The organism is Acinetobacter colistiniresistens (assembly GCF_024582815.1).
Lineage (GTDB): Bacteria > Pseudomonadota > Gammaproteobacteria > Pseudomonadales > Moraxellaceae > Acinetobacter.
On record NZ_CP102099.1, the window covers coordinates 305,908 to 327,235 of the forward strand.

The following is a 21,328-nucleotide window of genomic DNA, read 5'->3' on the forward strand; positions in this document are numbered from 1 at the left end:
TATGAACTATTTCGAATACCTGCTGTTTATTATTAGTGTTGTGGTACTGATTGCTACTCCTGGCCCTGTGATGATTCTCGTCGCCAGCGCAGGTCTCAAAGGTGGCTATAAAAAAGCCTTGCAAACCATTTTTGGCACTAATTTCGCCTCCTTAATCCTGATTTTTATTTCAGTGTTAATTCTCAAAGGCTTTCTGACGATTGATGAAAACTATCTCAAAGGTATCCGGGTATTGGGGTGCCTTTATATTGCCTACCTCGGTTATAGCATCATCAAAGAAGTGCTTCAGGCACCACATCCCGCAGCGATTCAAACGGTGTCCGCACAAAATGGCGGCTTTAAAAAAGGCTTTTTGGTGGGGATTTCCAATCCGAAAGACATCATTTTCTTCTCGGCTTTTTTCCCGCAGTTTATTCACATCTCACCGAATATCAATTTCAGTTTAAGCCTACTGACAATGACCTGGATTATTTTGGATTTTCTCACGTTGTCTTTGGTGTATCTGTTCTTCCGCAGTCTGTCTCAAAGCAGTATCTATCCTAAGATTCTTGGTCTATGTGGTGTTTTATTGGTCTTGATTGCGCTCTATGGACTCGTGGATACCTTTATCTAAAATCGACCTCAAGTCCACATTAAAAGCCATAGCGGTGTACATTTTTAGCCAAACAGAACAAGTCTTATACAATCGAATCCATTGAAATCTCTTGGATTCGTTTCATAATGAAACAAACATCTCATTATTATATTTAAGATCATGGCAAAAAATTATTATGAAGAGCTCGGTGTTTCCAGAGATGCCTCAGCAGATGAAATCAAAAAAGCCTACCGAAAATTGGCACGTAAATATCATCCTGACATTAGTAAAGAAGTAGATGCTGAAGCCAAAATGCAGGCGATCAATGTTGCTTATGACACTTTAAGTGATAGCAGCAAAAAAACCGAATACGATCAAATGCTGGATCATCCACAAGGGTTTTCTCATTTTGGACAAGGCAATCAAAGTGGCTTTGATGGTTCTCAGTTCTATCGACAAAGTTCAGGTGAAGGAGCTGATTTTAGTGGCTTTGAGGACCTATTTGGTCGCTTTGGATCAGGCTTTGGTGGCGGACAACAGCGCTCTCAACGCCAGCAACGCAGCTATCGTGGTGAAGATCAGCATGCCAGTATTCAGGTCGACATAGATATTGCCTATCACGGTTCAACTCAACAGATTACACTGCAAATTCCAACCTATAATGTGTATGGTGAGCCTGAAGTCCAACGTAAAACTTTAGAGGTTAAAATTCCAAAAGGCATGAAAGAAGGCCAGCAAATCCGCCTCAATGGCCAAGGTCAAAGTGGTATCAACGGTGGTGAAAATGGCGACTTATACATCGAGATTCAATATAAAGACAGCGACCGCATTCGCGTTGAAGGCGCTGATGTTTATCAAACCATTGACGTTAGCCCTTGGGAAGCAGGCTTGGGTCAAAGCATTGAGCTAAATACCCCTGCTGGACAGCTCAAGGTCAACTTACCCAAAAATGCCAAAAATGGACAACAACTGCGTTTAAAAGATAAAGGGATTCCAAATAAAACGGCAGGACACTTATATCTGATTATTAATATTGTTTTACCGCCAGCGCACAGTGAACAAGAGCAGCAGGCTTATCAACAATTTGCCGATGCCTTTGCTGCATTCAAACCTCGTGCCTCATAAGGAGTAAGATCATGACAACTATTCAATACAAAGAAATTCAATATGACGGTCACAGCCAAGTTGAAATCATTGATGAACAATTGGCACTCGATCTTGAGCACTTCGCCGAAGCATGTGGTCAAAGTACCGATTGGGTGTTAAAACTGATTGATTATGATATTTTGCAGATCTCTGTTGAACCCCAGAACTATCAGTTCATTGGCGAAGATGTCAGTCGCGCCAGACGGGCCTACCGCCTGCAACGCGACTTTGATGCCAGTCTGTCTGCCGTAGCAGTGATGCTGGATTTAATTGATGAAGTGCAACAACTGCGCAAACAGCTTAAACATTTTCATTAAGCTATGATACAAATGACCAAGTTCGAACTATTTCAGCTTGGTCATTTTCTCGACTTCTTTCAGCGTTTGCTTAATCGGTTCATAATCAAGGAACCACAACAAATTAAAATTACGCTGCCGATGTTGCTGAGCCAGCAAATCAATCACACTGCGCTCACCACGTCCAACCAAATGCTGCTGATAAAAATAGTACAGTAATAACACGGTACTCATCAGCATCACGCCCAGCATAATCCAGAAGCCCACAGGGGATTTTAATCCGGGAATAAACTCAAAGTTCATTCCATAGACCCCAGTCAGCAACGTTAAAGGCGCAAATACGGCCGTGATAATAGCCAAGATACGCATGTTTTCATTGGTTTGGTTGGCAATCGCAGAAAAGTGTAAATCGATGGCCGACTGAATCGCGCTCCTTAACCGCAAGGTATGCTTCTGTACCCGCTCAACATGGCTCATCAGGTCATTCAAACGCACCAACAGAATATCTTGTGCCTTGTGCTTATGCTCACCCACCACATGATGATAATTATCGACCAGTTCATCTCTAAACTCCTGCAAGGTCTCAATCTGTTCTTCGCATAAGTTTTCGATTTGTTGAAAGGCCATATCTTCATGGAACAATTGATGCCATTGTTTAAAACGGCGATTACCCTGTAATAACTGCTGCTGCCAATATTCAACACGACGTGTCAAAGGCGTACGCAAATTCAGATAACCATCAATCATGCTATTCAGTAGGCGCAGACATAAATCAGCAGATGTGCCCGCTAATTTACGCGGTTTATTTTGTTCAATGATCGGACGACCCATAATGGTCTGGATACGTTGAATATAACTTTCTACCGCTTTATTGCCCTGCTCACGGACACTCACCAGTATGTTGGGTGTCAAAATAAAACTCATCGGTGTCGTGGCCAATCCAAACACACTTTCATGGCTTTCTGAAGCATTCTCATTTGCCAAAATCTGGTCATCTGGGCTAATCAGTTTGCGGAACACCAACAGGTCATATTCCTCCACTGTATCAAATGCACAAGGGTGTTCAATATTGAGTAAGTCCCGCAAATGAAATTCATTCAGTACCAGTCCTGTATGCTCATAAATATTTTTCTGCCAAGCCTCGGTATGATTCACAAGATCTTGTCTAAGACTATCCACCCATAAAAATTCAAGCGTATGTTCTGTTTGTTGTTCCGCACTGATAAAAATCGTATTTTCACTGTTATGACGATAAAAATAATAAAGTTGCATAGGACAATAGAAATTAGAATGGCAAGAGAAATGCTGCCACGAAGCCAGATAAAAAGCTACGGCTATTACAGGACTGAAACGACATCCAATAAAAAAGCCTCACATGCAAGGCATAGAGGCTTTTTCTCATCTCAGCAAGATTACATTTCTGTTTTCTCAACCACACCATATTTAAGGGCTTGATCAAGTTGCTCTTTATCCAAGGCATTATCCCATTTTGCCACCACGATTGTGGCACAAGCATTCCCCACCAAATTGGTTAATGCACGGCATTCTGACATGAAACGGTCAATACCAAGGATCAATGCCATACCTGCGACTGGAATCGCAGGAACAACCGAAAGAGTTGCTGCCAAGGTAATAAAGCCTGCGCCAGTAATCCCCGCCGCGCCCTTAGAACTCAGCATCGCAACCAATAAAATCGTGATCTGCTGTGTCAGTGTCAATTCAATATTACAGGCCTGAGCAATAAACAAAGCTGCCAAGGTCATATAAATATTCGTCCCATCGAGGTTAAATGAATAACCTGTTGGAATCACCAGACCCACCACTGACTTTTCACAGCCAGCCTTTTCCATTTTCGCCATCAATGACGGTAATGCTGCTTCTGATGAACTTGTCCCAAGCACCAACCAGAGTTCGTCCTTAATATAACGAATCAGGTCAATAATCGAGAAGCCGTTATAACGCGCAACAGCACCCAAAATCACAATAACAAACAGTAAAGCGGTAATATAGAAGGTCGCAATCAATAACATCAAATTACCAATTGAACTGATCCCATAAGCACCAATGGTAAAAGCCATCGCACCGAATGCACCGATCGGCGCAAACTTCATCAGCATTCCAACCAAGGTAAATACTGGCGTGGTGAGCTGCTGTAGAAAATCAGTGACTGGACGACCTAAATCACCTGATTTTGCCAAAGCCAAACCAAATAACACAGCCACAAAAAGCACTTGAAGAATCTGACCTGATACAAATGGACTGACCAACGTATCTGGAATGATATTCATCAAGAAGCCGGTAATGGTTGACTCATGAGCTTTGGCGGCATATTCGTCTACTTTGGTGCTGTGCAAGGTACTTGGATCAATATTTAATCCATGCCCAGGCTCAATCACATTCCCGACAATCAGACCGACAATCAAAGCCAAGGTCGAGAAAGTCAGGAAGTAAATCATTGCCTTCCCGGTGACTCGTCCAACGCTGCCAATATTTTTCATCCCCGCAATCCCGGTCACAACCGTCAGGAAAATCACAGGGGCAATGATCATTTTCACCATTTTAATGAAGGCTTCGCCAAGCGGCTTTAAGCTTTCACCGAATTCAGGAAAAAAATGACCCAACAAGATCCCCGCGACAATGGCGAAGATCACTTGGACATAGAGAATTTGATAAAACTTTGGTTTCTTTGGAGGTTGTTGGTCATCTTGACCTGTGGCGACATGATCGACAAGCATGTGCAATATTCCTTCATATTGGGAGAAAAAATAGACTTCCGACTGTCTATCTAAAACCACATAAACGCAGGCAGGCACGGAAATTTGGGGAATTCTACGTTAATTGCAGCACAGACAATTGGCAGCTTAGACTAATGTCTAATATAAAAGACATTTATGTTCATAATTTCTACAATTTATAACCCAAATACTTAAAAATTATATTTCGAGTAATCATTGGGTTAATAAAAAAAGCGCATTGTTTACACAATGCGCTTTTTTAAAGCTAAAAGCTTACTCGCCTTAAGCTTGCTCGATATCTTTCATTGTCAACTTGATACGACCACGGTTATCAACATCGGCAACTTGTACTTTAACATCCTGACCTTCTTTCAATACGTCAGTCACATTGGCAATACGCTCATTTGAGATTTGCGAAATGTGAAGTAAACCGTCAGTACCCGGCAAGATATTCACGAACGCACCAAATTCAACGATACGAATCACTTTACCGACATAGATGGTACCTGGTTCAACTTCTGCAGTGAGTGCCTGGATTTTTGCAATCGCAGCTTTCGCAGCAGCTTTAGTTTCACCAAACACACGTACTGTACCATTGTCTTCGATATCAATCGCAGCTTTGGTTTCTTCAGTAATCGCACGGATAGTTGCACCACCCTTACCAATCACGTCACGGATCTTATCAGGGTTGATGTTGATCACTTCAAAGGTTGGTGCATGTGCATTGATTTCTGAACGCGCACGTGAAATGACTTTGTTCATTTCATTCAGGATGTGCATACGACCAGCAAATGCTTGGTTTAATGCAACTTCCATAATCTCTTCAGTAATTCCTTCGATCTTGATGTCCATTTGAAGTGCGGTAATACCGTTGGCAGAACCCGCGACTTTAAAGTCCATATCACCAAGATGATCTTCATCACCTAAGATGTCAGAAAGCACTGCGAAACGCTCGCCTTCTTTTACCAAGCCCATTGCGATACCCGCAACTGGTGCTTTCAATGGCACACCAGCATCCATCAGTGATAGTGAAGCACCACATACAGACGCCATAGACGATGAACCGTTAGATTCAGTAATATCAGATACGATACGAATCACGTACGGGAAGCGGTCAGCAGCTGGAAGAACCGCCTGAACACCACGACGTGCCAAACGACCATGACCAATTTCACGACGTTTAGGGCCAGATTCACGGCCTGTTTCACCCACAGAGTATGCAGGGAAGTTATAGTGCAACATGAAGTTGTCAGTTTTGGTACCCGCAAGCGTATCCACCATCAACGCATCACGGGTATTACCCAAAGTCGTTGTTACTAAGGCCTGAGTTTCACCACGGGTGAATAGCGCAGAACCGTGTGCACGGTCTAATACACCCACTTGTACGTCGATACCACGAACAGTTTTGGTATCACGGCCATCAATACGCGGCTTACCTGACAAGATGTTGTCACGTACAGTACGGTATTTCAGGTCTTCAAATAATTCGTTCACCTCATCCGCAATACCGGTTTCGTCATTTTCAGGAACGAACTGCGCTACTGCTTCTGCATACAAAGCATCAAGTGCTGCATAACGGTCTTGTTTCACCGCAATGGTATATGCTTCAGAGATTTTCGCTTCGAAAGCCGTTTTTAATTGCTCAAGCAATGCTTCGTTTTTGCTTGGTGCAACCCAAGTCGATTCAACCGCGCCCGCAGCCGCAGCAAATTCTTTGATCGCTTGAATTGCAATTTGCATTTCGTCATGACCGAAAAGCACAGCACCGAGCATTTGGTCTTCTGAAAGCTCTTTCGCTTCAGATTCAACCATCAATACAGCTGATTCAGTCCCTGCAACCACAAGGTCAAGGTCAGATTGTGCAAGTTGTTCAAAGTTCGGGTTAAGAACGTATTCGCCGTTGATCAAACCAACACGCGCGCCGCCAATTGGACCACGGAATGGCGTACCTGCAATTGACAATGCAGCAGATGTACCCAACATTGCAGCAATATCGGCATCCATGGTTTTGTCAGAAGAAACAACCGTTGCGGTTACCTGGATTTCATTGAAATAACCTTCTGGGAACAATGGACGAATTGGACGGTCAATCAAGCGAGAAATCAACGTTTCAGCTTCAGAAGCACGACCTTCGCGCTTACCATAACCACCTGGGATACGACCAGCAGCATATTGTTTTTCTTGATAGTTTACAGTTAACGGGAAGAAATCTTGACCCGCTTTTGCTTTAGGCTGAGCCACAACAGCAACGAGAACAGTCACGCCACCCATGGTAACTAAAACTGTATTTGCTTGGCGTGCAACACGACCCGTTTCTAAAACAACTTGGTGTTGACCAAATTGGAATTCTTTACGAACGATATTAAACATTGACATGTATTATATTTTCCTAGTTTTATTCTAGTGAGACCCCTAAGGTTTGGCATTCAGACTACCACTACTGTGTAGATAAATGACAAAGCTTAGAAGCCATCACACTAGATCAAAATTTTTAAATAAATTTAAACACAAAGAAGGAGCGAACAAGCGCCCCTTCTAAAGTCATCTAAGATAAATTAGATGAAACTCTCTTTTCAGCAATAAAGCATAACAACATGCGAAATAGCGAAAACAAAGTAAAATCGAATTAACGACGTAAACCTAATGCGCCGATCAAAGCAACATAACGACCGTGATCTTTACCGTTTAAGTAGTCAAGTAATTTACGACGTTGGTTAACCATACGAATCAAACCACGACGGCTGTGATGGTCATGTTTGTGTTCTTTAAAGTGACCTTGCAAATCATTGATTTGTGCAGTCAATAAAGCAACTTGTACTTCAGGTGAACCAGTGTCGTTTTCAGCACGAGCAAATTTAGCGATGATCTCTGCGCGATCAGTGTTAGTTAAAGCCATTCGATTTCTCCGAGATGCTTACAAAAATAAATGATATTGATCAGTTGGGAACCAACCGACTGCCGTGCATCACTACAGCAAGGCGGTTATTTTAAGTGATCTATCGCTATATTGCAAAATTGTTTTCGATGCGCGGGCAATTCGGCAGCTGACAGCGTTACACAAAATAGGCACACTAGCCTGATTCTGTTTTCAATTTATGACAGAGAAGAAAGAAAACGAAAATATTGCGAGGGAATCGTGAAAATTTTATCAACCAATACCTGTTATGTACCGCATGATCTGAGTCAAGTGATTCGCAGCAAAGATGAAGTCTCGGCTGAATTCGGGGGAATGACTGAAAAGCAGATTGAAAAAATATGGAACAGTGTTGAAAGCCTATATAAAACAGGAAACTACCCACTCATTACCTTATGTTTACGTCGTCAGGGACAAATTCTTCTCAATCGTAGCATTGGGTATGCACAAGGCAATTCAGCTGAGGGTCTAGCAACGGATGCCAAGATTGGCACCCCCGATACGCCCGTCTGTCTGTTTTCAGCTTCCAAGATGGTGACAGCGATGTTGATCCATATGCTGGATGAACGAGGTGCTTTGAACCTGCTTGATCCGATTAGCTATTACATTCCTGAATATGGGGTCAATGGTAAACGTCGGGCCACCATTTTTCATTTGCTCTCCCATCGTGGCGGTATTCCGCGTATCGACACTGAAGTCACGCCTGAGCTTTTATTTAATCAAGCAGAGATATTAAAACTACTCTATGCTGCAAAGCCTGTGTCTCCATCAGGCACCCATCTTGCTTATCATGCCGTCACGGCGGGTTATATTCTGGGTGAGATTGTGCAACGGGTGACAGGGCAAAGTGTGCGTGAGTTTTTAGCTGAGCACGTTGAGAAGCCAATGGGATTAGACTATTTCAACTATGGTTTAAAACCTGAATATCGCGCTGATGTTGCGCTGAACTATGCCACAGGAATTCATCCAAGCTTGGGGACAGACCATTATCTCAATCATGTGCTGGGTGGTGGCCTACAACTCGCAGTCGATGTCACCAATGATCGTCGCTTTATGGACACCATTTGCCCTGCTGGAAATATTTATACCAGTGCCGAACAGGTTGGGCGTTTCTTTGAAATGCTGCTTAGTGGCGGTGCCTATAAAGACCAGCAGATTATGAGCGCCCAAACCGTTTTTAGATCCACCCTACCGACCTCGGGTGTCAGTCTGGATCGAACCTTATTGGCACCGATGCGTTATGCATTAGGTCCAATGCTGGGCAGTAATCCAGTGGGTTTATTTGGCCCAATGACTGGGCAAGCCTTTGGCCATATCGGCTTTTCCAATATTCTCTGTTGGGCTGATCCAGAACGCGATATCAGTGTATCTTTATTAACTACTGGAAAATCCGTTGTTGGCACCCACCTCCCTGCTTTAGCCAGAACGCTGTATCAAATTTCAGCCAACTGCCCGAAGATTGCCAAAAATCAGCGCCGCTCGTTGTTTGCCACAGACCGTACCGAGGCAGATTTAGTTTAATTTGCGCCATTCAGCAGACATAAAAAAGCCCAAGTAAACTTGGGCTTTTGCGCTTAGGGTTTATTGTTATCGTTTTGTCATTTTTATTTTTTATTCTCTTTTTTCTTCATCATTCAAACCCTCTGAATGTAAATTACCCATCCTTTTCTTTATTCTTTTTACTCATGTTCGCTTTCTCTATACCGACTATTCTGTCAGAATCAATTGTGGAGAAAAATAGCATTTTTCTTATCTCTGTGTAAGAAAAACGTACAAGTCTGTATAACATTTAACTTAATAATAACAAAAAATTGTCAGACAAGCCGATTTATATTTCTTGCTTTTATTTGACAGCTTGAGATCAGCCAAGTCATGCATATTTTTAAAGGTGTAAATTTTCAGCTATGAGCAAGCAGGGTGGATTAAATATATGGATTACACTGATTTCTATAGTGAATTTTGATGCAAAAATAAAAAAGCCCTGTAGTCTCTCCCAAAACTACAAGGCTTAGCGGCTGTAAGTTTCCTCTCTTATCACTTACTTCACTGTAAGTTCGCTGTCATACGACGTTATTGTTATATTTTTGCGATTTACCTAGCTTTCCATGCTAGGCTCTTTGTGTGTACATAATCTCAAAAACCGTGTGCCTGCTCTAGCGACAATATCTCGAATCTTTGTAAGCTTTTACTTACAAAAGAGTGAATTCTGAAGCTTAAGTTCACAATCTGCTCAAATTGATCTTTTGCACTAAACCACTTCGGCGCACTGTCCGAATGGTCAGTGCCTGTTGTAATGCCCCCCGATCCGCCAAAATACTCACAACTTTCTTGGCTCGGGTTACTGCAGTGTAAATTAACTCCTGACTCAATAATTTTTCTGCATGTGCATCCAATACGATTGCAGTATGGGTAAATTCAGAGCCTTGTGATTTATGGATGGTTAACACAAAAGCAGTTTGCATGCTTCGTGGTAGCCGGTGAGCGGCGATCCACTTGTTCAAGCTCGGGAAAAACACTTCGAATTGCTGTGGCTGAGTGCGATGTTTAAAACAGATCCCGATATCTCCATTAGAAATCCCCAGTTGATAGTCGTTATAGGTCATCATCACGGGGCGGCCAACATACCAATCCCCGACTGCGATTTGCTTCAACTGCTGATTTAGCCACTGCTCAGCAAAACGATTAAGTTGTTCCAGACCCAATTGACCATGTCGGACTGCCGTCAAAATTCGATAATCATCGAAAGCATGTATAACTGGTTGAATCTGATCTTCAGGCTCATCGGCCTGTAGATAATGTTTTAAGGCAGCCACATATCCTTGGAAACCATACATCAGTTTTTGCTGATAGGGTTCCATCTCGATCTGCTGCGACTCGGCTAAATATTCCAGCTGAATCAGATCTGGCATCTCTGGATTTAAGTGAATTGCGCCTAAGGGTGCGGCGTTGACAATCTCATGTTCTAGTTTCGAAAGCACTGAATCAGGTTCAGTTGCATCTTGTTGCGCCTGAATAAAGCGTGCCAATTGACCAATTTTGGCATCGCCAGCAAAACGACGGCTGGTCTGCAACTGTACTCTGTTTTCGGTCAAAGCGGGGACTTGCTGTAAATCAGCTAAAACCGACCCCACATCAACTGAAGCCAATTGATTGGCATCCCCCAACAAAATGATCCGGCACCCTTCAGGAATCGCTTCAAATAATGCCGTCGCCAGACTGAGATCCAGCATTGAGGCTTCATCAACGACGACGACATCATAGGGTAAAGGTTGCTTTTGATTAAAGCGTGGAATCTGCCGATTGCCCATCCCCAACAGTCGATGCAAGGTCTGAGTATTTTGATGACGCAACTCGTCCGTGATCAGGCCCGATTGCAACAACTTTGGATCATTGAATGAGTTTTGTAAGGCTTCTTGCATCCGTTGAGCCGCTTTCCCTGTGGGTGCAGCCATGGCAATACGAATATCTGGAATAATCTGGTTCAACGCCGCAATAATACGGGCCAAGGTATAGGTTTTACCTGTCCCTGGGCCCCCAGTAATCAGGCTGAACCATTGCTGTAATACCATTTTAAGCGCAGCTTGCTGATGTGGATCACTGAGTAAATCCTGAAAATCTGAGGTATTGATCTGTTGAATCGTTTGTCGCTTTAATCGACAAATCTGCTGTGCGAGGCGTTGCTCTAGATGCCAATATCGGTATAATGCCAAGCCCTGCTGATCATAGACACATGGGGCGACTTGCGTCGTTGCGATTTCGCTAGAAACGGCTAAATCACCCAAGGCTTCCAGCTGTGTCGGATCAAGCGCAATACAACTATCCCCTTGCAAACTGGCTTCAATCAGTTGCTGTAATATTTGTGCAGCGCTAACTGTTTGAGCAGACTGAGAAAATGGGGCTTGTGTGAGGTAGTTGCTCCACATATTCAACCAGGTTATTTGTTCTGGTTCTTGACCACTTAGCTTGTCCACAGAGTTATCCTCAAACTTACCCACATGCTTGTCCACAAGGTTATAAACACACTTATCCACACGATAAGCTTTTGTTTAATTTAAAATCACACACTTTATCTACACCATTTTCCCAGCTTTATCTTCAGAGAAATATCCCAGAATTGCATCTAAACGCAGGATAAATTCGTCCGCAGGTTTCCAATACAGGCAGCCTTGCTGTGGCTGTCCATTCATGCCTCTTAAATACAGATAGGAAGCGCCACCCAAATGTTGCTGCATATCATAATCCTGTAGCTTCACCCCAAGATAGCGATGCAAGGCCACCAAATATAAGGCCGCTTGCAGCCAATAACTGGACAGTGACATGCTCTCGGCAATCTGTGCTTGCTGATAATCACTTTGTGCTGTGCCTAAATAATTACTTTTATAATCGGCAATATGGTAACGCTGACCATCAAAGTAGACCAGATCAATTGAGCCATTCAAGTAGCGAGCCGATTTAGCTTCGAGTAATTCAGGCATCTCGATGCCATATTCCTCAAACAACTGCTGCACACGCTGCATTGCCAACACCCGATCAGATAAGGCCAAATAGAAAGGACATTCAGATAGATATTGGCCGCTGGTTAATTGCTTGAGTTGAAAGCCTTGATGCAGTGGTGTGATCAATACCTCAGCCAACCATTCAGCAATCCATTGATAGAGTTGCTGTTCTGCATTTTGTTGTTCAGGAAACTGCTGTTGATATTGCTCAAGCAACTCCAACCATAGACTTTGATAGGTGTTTTTAAAACGGCGACGGATTTCCTCAACCCATGTCTCAGCGCGTTGAAAATCAATCTGTTCAAAGATTTCATGCAGAAAGTTTCCCGCCAAAGTTCCTTTAGGAAAATACTGTTTAATCCAAGCAATCGGTTGCGCTGCGGATGCCGTTTCAACCGCAAGCAAATTTAACTCATCCTCTGCCTGTTCAAAATCAGAATTGATATTGGCCAGCCGATCGACACGATTGGCCTTGTGTTTTAAATGTTGTGCCAGATAACTAAAGCTAGTCTTGGCGCGTGCATAGAAACGCTGTTCAGGTAACTCCAGCGCTCGTAACTGCAGCTGCTGTGGATGCTGTTGCAGATGTTGCGCTTGAGGGCGTTCTAGTACAGGCAACTCATCTGCACTATAGGCATGATGGAAGCTTTCCCCCTGATTCTTCCAGAAGGCAAGACCCGAAAGTTTATTCTTTTCCCCTTTCTCTGGTTCAAAGACCGCATAGACGCGATGACTGGCACGGGTCAGCGCTACGTACCATAAACGGTTTTGCTCTGCTAAAGCACGCTGTTGATGTTGATCAATCTCGATTGGTTGCAAAAAGTTTTTATCTGCCACTGCAACAACACGCTGCATCCTGCTCTGTCCCGTCTCAGGATTTTGTACTTCTGTGGTGGAAAAGTTTAACGTCTTCTGCATTTCAGAAAAGGCTTTATTCGCTCCTAACAAAAATACGATTTTATATTCCAGCCCCTTGGACTGGTGGATGGTCATCAACTGCACCCCCGCTTCACTGGACAGCTTATGTTCAAGCTCCCACTCTCGATCACTCGGTGCATGTAGTTGTTTTAAATACCAGTGATACAAGTTTTGGATGCCCTGTACATGCTCGCTGTGCTGACTCAAAAGATCAGTCAGATGGCGTAAATTTACGACGGCCCGCTCATTGTCTTTACTTTGGGTTGCCACCAATTGCTGCCAGATCCCAAATTGATTCAGACAACGCTGCCATGCGGTCAAGAAACCTTGACTAAGCCACATTTCACGAATGTCATCAAATTGTTGAATGTAATGACTCAGACCTTCAGGACTCTGTTCCAGTGCCAGTAAACGGCTGAGATCATAGCCGAATAAACGACTGAGTAAAGCACGTTTGAGTTTGGCTTCATCATAAGGATGAAGGATCGCCGTGAATAAGGCTGCTACATCCTGCGCAATGGCTGAATCGAAAACACTACGTTTTGATGGACGATTAACCCGAATCCCCAAGCGCTCCAGCATATATTGCACTTCATCCAACTGGCGATGGCTACGGGAAAGTACCGCAATATCATCTTCACAAATGGCTTGGCGACGCTCACCGTCCAAATACAATTGCTGCAAAGCAGCCTGATTCAACAAGGTCTGAATTTTCCAAGCCACCTGAGTGGCTTGCTCATTACCGTCTTGCAGCTGTAACCAACGTAAAGGGGCAGGATTGAGCTGATCATTTTCAATCAAGGCAGGATGTGGACGTGAGCCTGCCTGAATCGGGTCATATCTGACCTGCTCGCCAAAATCGACTTGTCGCTGAAACAGAATATCGATGACTTCAACCAGTTCTTTTACCGAACGATGGTTATGGATCAATTTATACTCACGCCCCTGTTTCGCCATAATATCTTGATGGGCATTCAGGAAGGTCAGCATATCGCCGCCACGGAAACCATAAATCGCCTGTTTCCGATCTCCAACCATAATCATGCAACCTTTTTGATAGCGTTGCGGATGTCGCCAAATACTGGCCAACATATCATCTTGATCTTGGTTGGTATCCTGAAATTCATCGACCAAAATTAAGGGATAGCGCGCTTGTACAAATACTGCAAAACGTTGTCCCTGCTCACCTTTCAGTGCCTCAGACAACGTTTTTATTTGTTGGGCGAATGTGGTTTCGCCTTTTTGCTGCAACACTTGCGGCAGTCTTTTTTTAACCTCAGTACATAGATAAGCTTTGAGATAAACCTGCAGTTGCTCAAATTGCTGCTGGGTGTTTTGAAGCTCCTGAAACAGTGCGCTCAGTTGCAGCAGCATCGGATGTTGATAAAAGCCTTCACTAACTTCAACAGGGCATTTTTTAAAAATCTTTTGCTGCTCGAATTTATCTAAAAATTTAAAAACAGCTTCACGTGCATCGGCAAAATAGGCATCAAATACCTGACTGTTCTCTTGTTCTGCTAAAGCGTTCAAGAGCAAAGGAATCGACTCACAGAACAAGCGATTAAAGGCATTGTTACGAAAAGAAGTCCCATTAATAAAGGTATAATAAGCCCCATCCAACTGAAAATAGTCTGCGAATTGCTCCAGTTCAATCTGTTGCGCTTGCTGCTGCCATTGTTGAGACTGAGCCAGCTCAATTTCAGGCATGGCCGGCAATTTAAACTGAGCCGAACTAAAGTTCAGCGAGCTTTCCACCATCGAGACAAAATGATCGACACTTTTCAGCCCCCCCACCAGATACAATGTATCAATCACGGCTTGCGGCTGTGACTGGATCCATTCACGTAACACATCATGAATCAGTTGGCGGGTATAGCTTTTGGCATCATCCGTGATTTGCGCCGCTTCAATTTTGCCGCTTTCGAAAGCAAATTCCCTTAATAGTTTCTGGCTAAAACTGTCTAGAGTCCCAACAAATAAATCATCTAACTGATCAATCACCAGTTTTAAACGTTCACAGGCATACGCAATACGCGGCGCAAAGCTGTGTAAAATCTGTTGTTTGAGTGGATCGGCTTCTTGCTCCGCCAGCGTATGAATATCTGTTTCCAAGACGCTGCGTAATGGTTCCAGAAACTGCTGAACCTCAACCAGACGTAAACGAATACGGCTTTTTAACTCGGCCGCAGCAGCGCGGGTAAAGGTGGTTGCAATCACCTGATTGGGTAAATACTTTTCTAGAAAAATCCGTACCATCAAACTGGACAAGGTATAGGTTTTGCCTGTCCCTGCTGAGGCTTCAATCAGATGTAAACCTTCAAATTGAATATCACGAATCGGCTGATAAGACACTGGATGTGATGCATTCATGTCTTACTCCACCCGTAAAAATTCAAAAATAGGTTGATACAGTGCATACGCATAATGATCGCAGGCATAGTGTAATAATGCTGCGGCATCTTGCTCTTGCAAAATAAACTGCCAATCCCGATGCAACTTACACGCTTCATTCTGGGTCATATCAAAGCCTGAAAAATCCCCCGTGTCATTCCAGTCCTTCAAGATTTGTGTTTGACTCTCTTCAACCAGTATTTGCTTGGAATCCAGTTCCACCCATTCATGCTGTTTCGCTTTTTCCAGAGGCTTTAATAACAAAGCTGCGGGTAACACTACAGGTTGCTGTTGGGCATCTTGCCAAAGCTGCAACCATGCCCGTAAATAAGTCTGTGCCTGCGCAGAACTTAGCCCTTCACAAATCACGGTATGATCACTAAACACCACAATACGGCGTTTTTCAGTTGCTGTCTCACTGTTCAATACAGCCAGCCACAATAAATATTCCAGCCAGACTTTGGCGAGACGCTTGGCGCGCGCGCTGGATGCATCCAGACTGACCCAGTCCTGAGCCAATTGTTTAGGCGTCACGCAAGCAATCTGTAACTGTTTCGACACGCGCCAAACCCGTTGCGTAGTTGCTGTCGGTGCAGCGGCGTATTGCTGTAAGCGCTCCATTAATCGTTGCTGTTCGAGACGGCTCTGTTGCCATGCACTATGTTGCACCTTGCCCACAGGCAACTGATCTTGCAAGACGCTGGGTGATATCTGTTCATCTTGTTGTTGTAAAAAGTGGCGAATGGCGTATTTACCTAATCCATCGAGTAATAAAGGCTCACTTTGATCCACCAACTCCGTGGCACTCAGATTTTCCACACCCAGTGTTTTTAAATATAACCGTGCGGGGAATGTCACATCCTGAATCCATTGCTGACTTTCCAGAATGGTCATTTCATCCTGCTCAATAGGATAAGCCCGATCCACCCATGCCTGTCGCTCCCCTTTGGGCTGCTGAATCTGCGATGCCACATGGAACCAGTGATTTTGGTAACGAATCGACTTGGATTCCGCCACGAACCCGAGTGGATCAAATGGCTGCAACGGATGCAGGTGATAAAGTGGGTACAGCTGTGCTGGCGCGATCTTCTGCATTTCTGCATGATCCGCATATTGTATTTCTGCTGAAGTCCCCACAATAAGTGCCAAATGATCACGGAAATTTTGCAGCACGCTCGATGGTTCTCTCACCTCACCATCATTGATATCAAAACCATTATAGAACAGCCAGAGTTGTTCTTGCGCCAGCAGCACGGCATCTAGAAATGCACCTTGATCATCTTCCAGACGGGAACGATCCCCTAATTGTTGACGTAATACATCCATCAAATCAAAGGGAATATGACTGTCGCGATTTGGAAATTTACCTGTATCCAGATTCAACAAGACAATTAAACGATAAGGCAACGGCCGAATCTGACCAATCTGGCTAAAGGTAATTTGCCCAGTCGGTTCAACCTGTGCAGACTGGCTTTCCAAGGTGCGTTGAATTTCTTCAATAATATAGGGTAAAGGCAACGAAATCTGACGTAATTGGGTTTCTTCATCTTCGTAATAACTGGCCAAGGTTAGCATCCGTTCTTGTTTCTGGATGATTTCCCGAACCGTTTTTAATGCCACAATCTCGGCTTGTTCAAACTCTTGAACATCCGCCTTAATCCGCTTTAACCATGCTTCTACAGGTAAACCCTGCCCTTGCTCATGGGCCACCAGCCAATGCCGCCGAGCCGATAAATCCTGATAGATTTGAATCAAGATGCCAATCAGCTCAAAATCACTTGGTTGTACCAAGGCATAACTTAAGGTCTGCTGTACCATCACATGTGCAGGTACGGCGACTCCCAAAGCCAAGCGATCCAAGGCGAACTTAAAGCTATAACGATAGTCCTGATCGTCAGCACTCAAACCTTGTTTGAGATGTTGCTCGTCCAGACCACGCTTAAAGCCAGCCTCATTCAGTAAGCTCAGAATCCGCTGTGCCTGACTATAGTCCAGTCCGTAACGCTGTTGCGTTGCGGAAAGATTGAGCCAGTCGGCAAAGTCATCCTGAGTAAAGCGAGCTTGTGTCAATTGCATCCGTCCCAAAACGGAACGCCAAGCATTTAACGCATCTAACTGTGCCACGCCTGCAATTTTCACGGGCAAAAACACCTCATGATCATTGGCAACGGCAGGAAAAACGCTGCGAATCAGCGGTTCCAATTCCGCCAGATTCGGCGTCAGAATCAAAATATCACTGGGGCGGCGTGGTGTGGTGTCTGATTGGGAAAGCCAGTGTAGCAATTGTTCTTTTAACACTTCCAGCTGGCGCAAACTGGAATGACAGACATGAATCTGGATCGAGGCATCGTCTGCAGCCAAGGCATATTCTGCCGCAACTGGTTCCACAAGATAGAAAATATCCGACTGGATTTTGCCCAGTAAAGTCTCAGGAAAGTAGTCCTCAAAAGCATCGACCCATTTTCCTTCTTCGCCTGTTGCAAGCTGTGACAACAATGAGAAGTTATCACGTGCCTGTTTACCCAAACGGGTCAATAAAGGATGTCGAGATTCACGATTTAAAGCATGAAAGCCTAAACTAAAACTGTCAAAGAATGCGGCAATTTCTGCATCTGTTGCCTTGGGATTTTTAGCAATAAAACGCTCTTTTACCCCTAAGTCATATCGTTGCTTCCACAAGGGATCAACACTGTCGGCCCAGTATTCTTGTGAAGGGTTATAGTGCAAAATCACCACATCGAGATACTGCCCCAAGCGCCGTAAAAACTGTAACTGGCTCGGTGGCAAATCCAACAAGGTGAAGACAATCACTTGATTGGGAAGTTTTGCCAATGCCTGTGATCGGGTCTGATCGTTGTCTAACAAATGCCAGAAATCCGCATCAATCCCTTGTATTTCAACAAAATCATCATGGAAATAGTTTAGCCACAACCAGCGCTGCCAAGCTTCCAGCTGTTCAGTTTGTTGCAACGTAAATGCCGAGGTTTGCTGGTCGGTCTGAGAGATTAAATTTTCGATATCGAGTGCTTTGTTTTGTCCCCATGCCGATAACCAGTTGCCTGCACACTGACATTGGCCTTGGCATGCCTTTTGACAGTGCCCCCGATAAACCATGTAATGATTAAACAATTGTGAAACCTGCTCGGCGACCCAGTACAGCATACTTTGCTTTTTAAGCTGTTTTTCTGTGCCTTGCTGTAATTGATCGGCACTGGCATAAATCCGCTGCACAATTGAATACAACGGATGATCGACTGGCAGGTTGATCTGATCTGCTCGAATAAAAGGCTGTAAGGCTTGATGGATACGCCATTTCAAAATCAAGCGCGGAATATTGGCTTTACGGACTTGTTCTTTATTTTCGAGGACTTGCTGATAGGCATACCATTGAAAGCCACGGATACGCTGGTGAAACTGATAATTCGCGGTCATGCCCTGCTGTTCAGCAATTTTCTGAGTCAGCCATTGTTCTTGTGCTGGACTCGGCACAATAAAATGCTGGGTTCTAAACACCTGAAAGGGTGAGTTACTGGGCTGGGTAATTGATGCCATCACACCTTGAACAAGCACATCAAGGCGTTGACTTTGAATAACATGAATACCCATGTATTAATATAACCTCATCAAAAAGCGATCATTTTTTGGTACAAAAACGTTCATAATAGTCACTATACAACATTCAGCTTCATATCACGAAGTCACGTTAAATACACAATCCAATAAAAAATTGTTTTGAAATTCACCATTCAATACGATTGAATGTACTATCAAGGGATAGAGCTTAGGTATAACTTTATGAAAATCGATAAAATTCCTGATTCCATTGATCCAAATTTAAACTTGGATCAGATTCGAGAAGAATGTTTAGAACTGTCTAAAAAACGTGCCTACTGGTCAGCGGGCGCTGCGATTGTACCAATTCCATTTTTTGATGTTGTGGTTGATTTGGGCATGCTGACCCAGATCATTCCCTTTATTAATGCCCGCTTCGGTCTCGCGCCTGAACATATCAGTGTTTATGATCCTGAAACCAAAAAAATCCATTGGGATGAACTGCGTAAACGTGGCTTTGAGTTCTCTGGCTTTGTGGTGGCACGTACTGCAATGAAGGCATCTTTTAATGGCTTTTTCACTAAAATTGCCACCAAACAGGTGACTAAATTTATTCCTTTAGGTGGGCAACTGGTCGCGGCCAGTCTAGGCTATTTCATGATGCGTAAAATTACTGAAGCGCATGTGCAAGATTGCTATAACCTGGCCAAACAGATTCAGCAAAAAAGCCGCAGTACCATTGTCGCTTAAGCACTAATGAAAGGTGTTTGTATGAAACACCTTTTCTTTTTTAATGATTGACTCGGAGCTTCAAGCGCATTCACCCGAGCCGTTTTCATGCCTAGAATCTCTGTCGCTATTTTTGATATAGATCCATGCTTACAGTGCAATAACAGATCAATAAAAAAACCACACAAATACGTTAAGATTCACTTAATTTTTTAAGCTTTCATAAAGATTGTATTTTTATTCTCCACATCTTGATGATCAATAGATGATGGAGCGTCATTGTGCAAAATAGCCAATCCCCTTCTCGGGTTCGTTCAATTTTTAACGTGACCAGCGGGAACTTCCTTGAACAATACGACTTCTTCCTGTTCGGACTCTATGCTCAAGCCATAGGTGAAACCTTTTTTCACTCTGATAGCAGCTATGCTGCATTGATGAAAACCTTTTTGGTGTTCGCGGTCAGCTTTCTGATGCGTCCGATTGGTGCTTTGGTGCTTGGCCCTTATGTAGATCGGATTGGTCGTCGCCGTGGCCTGATGGTGACATTAAGTATCATGGCTTTCGGTTCGTTAATCATTGCCTTTACTCCAAGTTATGCCAGTATTGGCTTTGCCGCAACCGTGCTTATTTTCGTTGGACGCCTTGCACAAGGTTTTTCCGCGGGGGTCGAGCTGGGTGGCGTTTCAGTCTATTTAGCAGAAATAGCCGAACCGCATAACCGTGGCTTTATTACCAGTTGGCAATCTGCCAGTCAGCAAGTCGCCGTCATTTTTGCTGCAATCTTGGGTTATCTCGTCAGTGTGATTTTCACCAAAGCTCAGGTCGATGCATGGGCATGGCGGATTCCATTCTTTGTGGGCTGTGCCATTATCCCCTTCATTTTCTGGTTGCGTAAATCTTTGGCTGAAACCGAAGCCTTCGCTTCCCGTAAAGAGCATCCCAGCACACAGCAAATTCTTGCGACTTTAGCAGCAAACTGGAAAATTGTGTTGGCGGGTGTGTGTATGGTTGCGACCACCACCACCATGTTTTATTTCATTACCGTCTATACCCCAACCTACGGCAAAGAGGTCTTGAATCTAACCCGTGCAGAAAGTTTGATTGCCACAATTATGGTGGGTGTGAGTAACTTTATCCTGTTACCCCTGGGCGGACATCTTTCCGATAAATTCGGCCGAAAACCGCTTTTAATCATCACCACAGTCTTAATTTTTATCAGTGCCTATCCTCTGCTGACTTGGCTGACACATACCATTAGCTTGTCGCATATGCTGATGGTGTTGTTATGGTTCTCGCTACTTTATAGCTTCTATAACGGCGCACTGGTGGTTTCATTGGCAGAAATGATGCCGAGCTCAGTGCGGATTGCCGGCTTCTCTGTTGCCTATAGCTTTGCTACTTCCATTTTTGGTGGACTCACCCCGATGATTGCAACCTATCTGGTGCAGACTTCAGGCAATAAGAGCATGCCTGCTTTCTGGCTGATGTTCGCCGCAATCACCAGTTTAATCGCGACACTGATCGTATTCCGACAGCATCGCAGCTATAAAGCACAATTGGCGAATAACAATTAATTT

The 21,328-nt window shown here is 43.9% G+C and carries 13 protein-coding genes; 6 read left to right on the forward strand and 7 right to left on the reverse strand.

The genetic code is table 11. The annotated features are described in order from the left end of the window. The first annotated feature begins 1 nt into the window (after window position 1). The 3 genes from NQU59_RS01485 (at window position 2) to NQU59_RS01495 (ending at window position 2,037) form a co-directional block, all read left to right on the forward strand. Window positions 2–613 (forward strand): LysE family translocator, encoded by a 612-nt coding sequence (locus NQU59_RS01485; protein WP_257064681.1) that lies wholly within the window; start codon window positions 2–4, stop codon window positions 611–613. Between the two features lie 141 nt (window positions 614–754). Next, entirely contained in the window at window positions 755–1,699 is a 945-nt protein-coding gene (locus tag NQU59_RS01490; RefSeq protein ID WP_257064682.1) for a DnaJ C-terminal domain-containing protein, read from the forward strand. An 11-nt stretch (window positions 1,700–1,710) separates the two neighbouring features. Then, entirely contained in the window at window positions 1,711–2,037 is a 327-nt protein-coding gene (locus tag NQU59_RS01495; RefSeq protein WP_005240023.1) for a chaperone modulator CbpM, read from the forward strand. Window positions 2,038–2,064: 27 nt separating this feature from the next. Here the strand turns inward: NQU59_RS01495 and NQU59_RS01500 are convergent, their stop codons facing one another. The 4 genes from NQU59_RS01500 to rpsO form a co-directional block, all read right to left on the reverse strand. Next, the gene (locus NQU59_RS01500) at window positions 2,065–3,288 is read right to left on the reverse strand and encodes a magnesium transporter CorA family protein (protein ID WP_005240025.1); all 1,224 of its coding nucleotides are present in this window, start codon (window positions 3,286–3,288) and stop codon (window positions 2,065–2,067) included. 140 nt (window positions 3,289–3,428) lie between these two features. Beyond that, a complete protein-coding gene (locus tag NQU59_RS01505; RefSeq protein ID WP_005240027.1) occupies window positions 3,429–4,751 on the reverse strand; it encodes a dicarboxylate/amino acid:cation symporter in 1,323 nt (440 codons plus the stop codon). A 282-nt stretch (window positions 4,752–5,033) separates the two neighbouring features. After that, window positions 5,034–7,121 carry a polyribonucleotide nucleotidyltransferase gene (pnp, locus tag NQU59_RS01510; protein ID WP_171248917.1) on the reverse strand — a complete coding sequence of 696 codons (2,088 nt, stop codon included), beginning with the start codon at window positions 7,119–7,121 and terminating at the stop codon, window positions 5,034–5,036. A 256-nt stretch (window positions 7,122–7,377) separates the two neighbouring features. Continuing rightward, window positions 7,378–7,647: a 30S ribosomal protein S15 gene (gene rpsO, locus NQU59_RS01515; RefSeq protein WP_004656162.1), complete on the reverse strand. Its 270-nt coding sequence runs from the start codon at window positions 7,645–7,647 to the stop codon at window positions 7,378–7,380. 240 nt (window positions 7,648–7,887) lie between these two features. On the opposite strand from rpsO, the gene NQU59_RS01520 reads away from it, so the two are divergent. Beyond that, a complete protein-coding gene (locus NQU59_RS01520; protein ID WP_005240030.1) occupies window positions 7,888–9,186 on the forward strand; it encodes an EstA family serine hydrolase in 1,299 nt (432 codons plus the stop codon). Between the two features lie 698 nt (window positions 9,187–9,884). On the opposite strand, the gene recD is transcribed toward NQU59_RS01520, so the two are convergent. The 3 genes from recD to NQU59_RS01535 form a co-directional block, all read right to left on the reverse strand. Next, the gene (recD, locus tag NQU59_RS01525) at window positions 9,885–11,588 is read right to left on the reverse strand and encodes an exodeoxyribonuclease V subunit alpha (RefSeq protein ID WP_373462995.1); all 1,704 of its coding nucleotides are present in this window, start codon (window positions 11,586–11,588) and stop codon (window positions 9,885–9,887) included. A 147-nt stretch (window positions 11,589–11,735) separates the two neighbouring features. After that, entirely contained in the window at window positions 11,736–15,449 is a 3,714-nt protein-coding gene (locus NQU59_RS01530; protein ID WP_257064690.1) for a UvrD-helicase domain-containing protein, read from the reverse strand. 3 nt (window positions 15,450–15,452) lie between these two features. Beyond that, window positions 15,453–19,076 carry an exodeoxyribonuclease V subunit gamma gene (locus tag NQU59_RS01535; RefSeq protein WP_257064691.1) on the reverse strand — a complete coding sequence of 1,208 codons (3,624 nt, stop codon included), beginning with the start codon at window positions 19,074–19,076 and terminating at the stop codon, window positions 15,453–15,455. Window positions 19,077–19,265: 189 nt separating this feature from the next. Here NQU59_RS01535 and NQU59_RS01540 point away from each other — a divergent pair, with 189 nt between their 5' ends. Together NQU59_RS01540 and NQU59_RS01545 are read left to right on the forward strand one after the other, a co-directional pair. Further along, the gene (locus NQU59_RS01540) at window positions 19,266–19,772 is read left to right on the forward strand and encodes a hypothetical protein (RefSeq protein ID WP_257064692.1); all 507 of its coding nucleotides are present in this window, start codon (window positions 19,266–19,268) and stop codon (window positions 19,770–19,772) included. Between the two features lie 260 nt (window positions 19,773–20,032). Further along, entirely contained in the window at window positions 20,033–21,325 is a 1,293-nt protein-coding gene (locus tag NQU59_RS01545) for an MFS transporter (protein WP_096910964.1), read from the forward strand. Window positions 21,326–21,328: the final 3 nt, after the last annotated feature.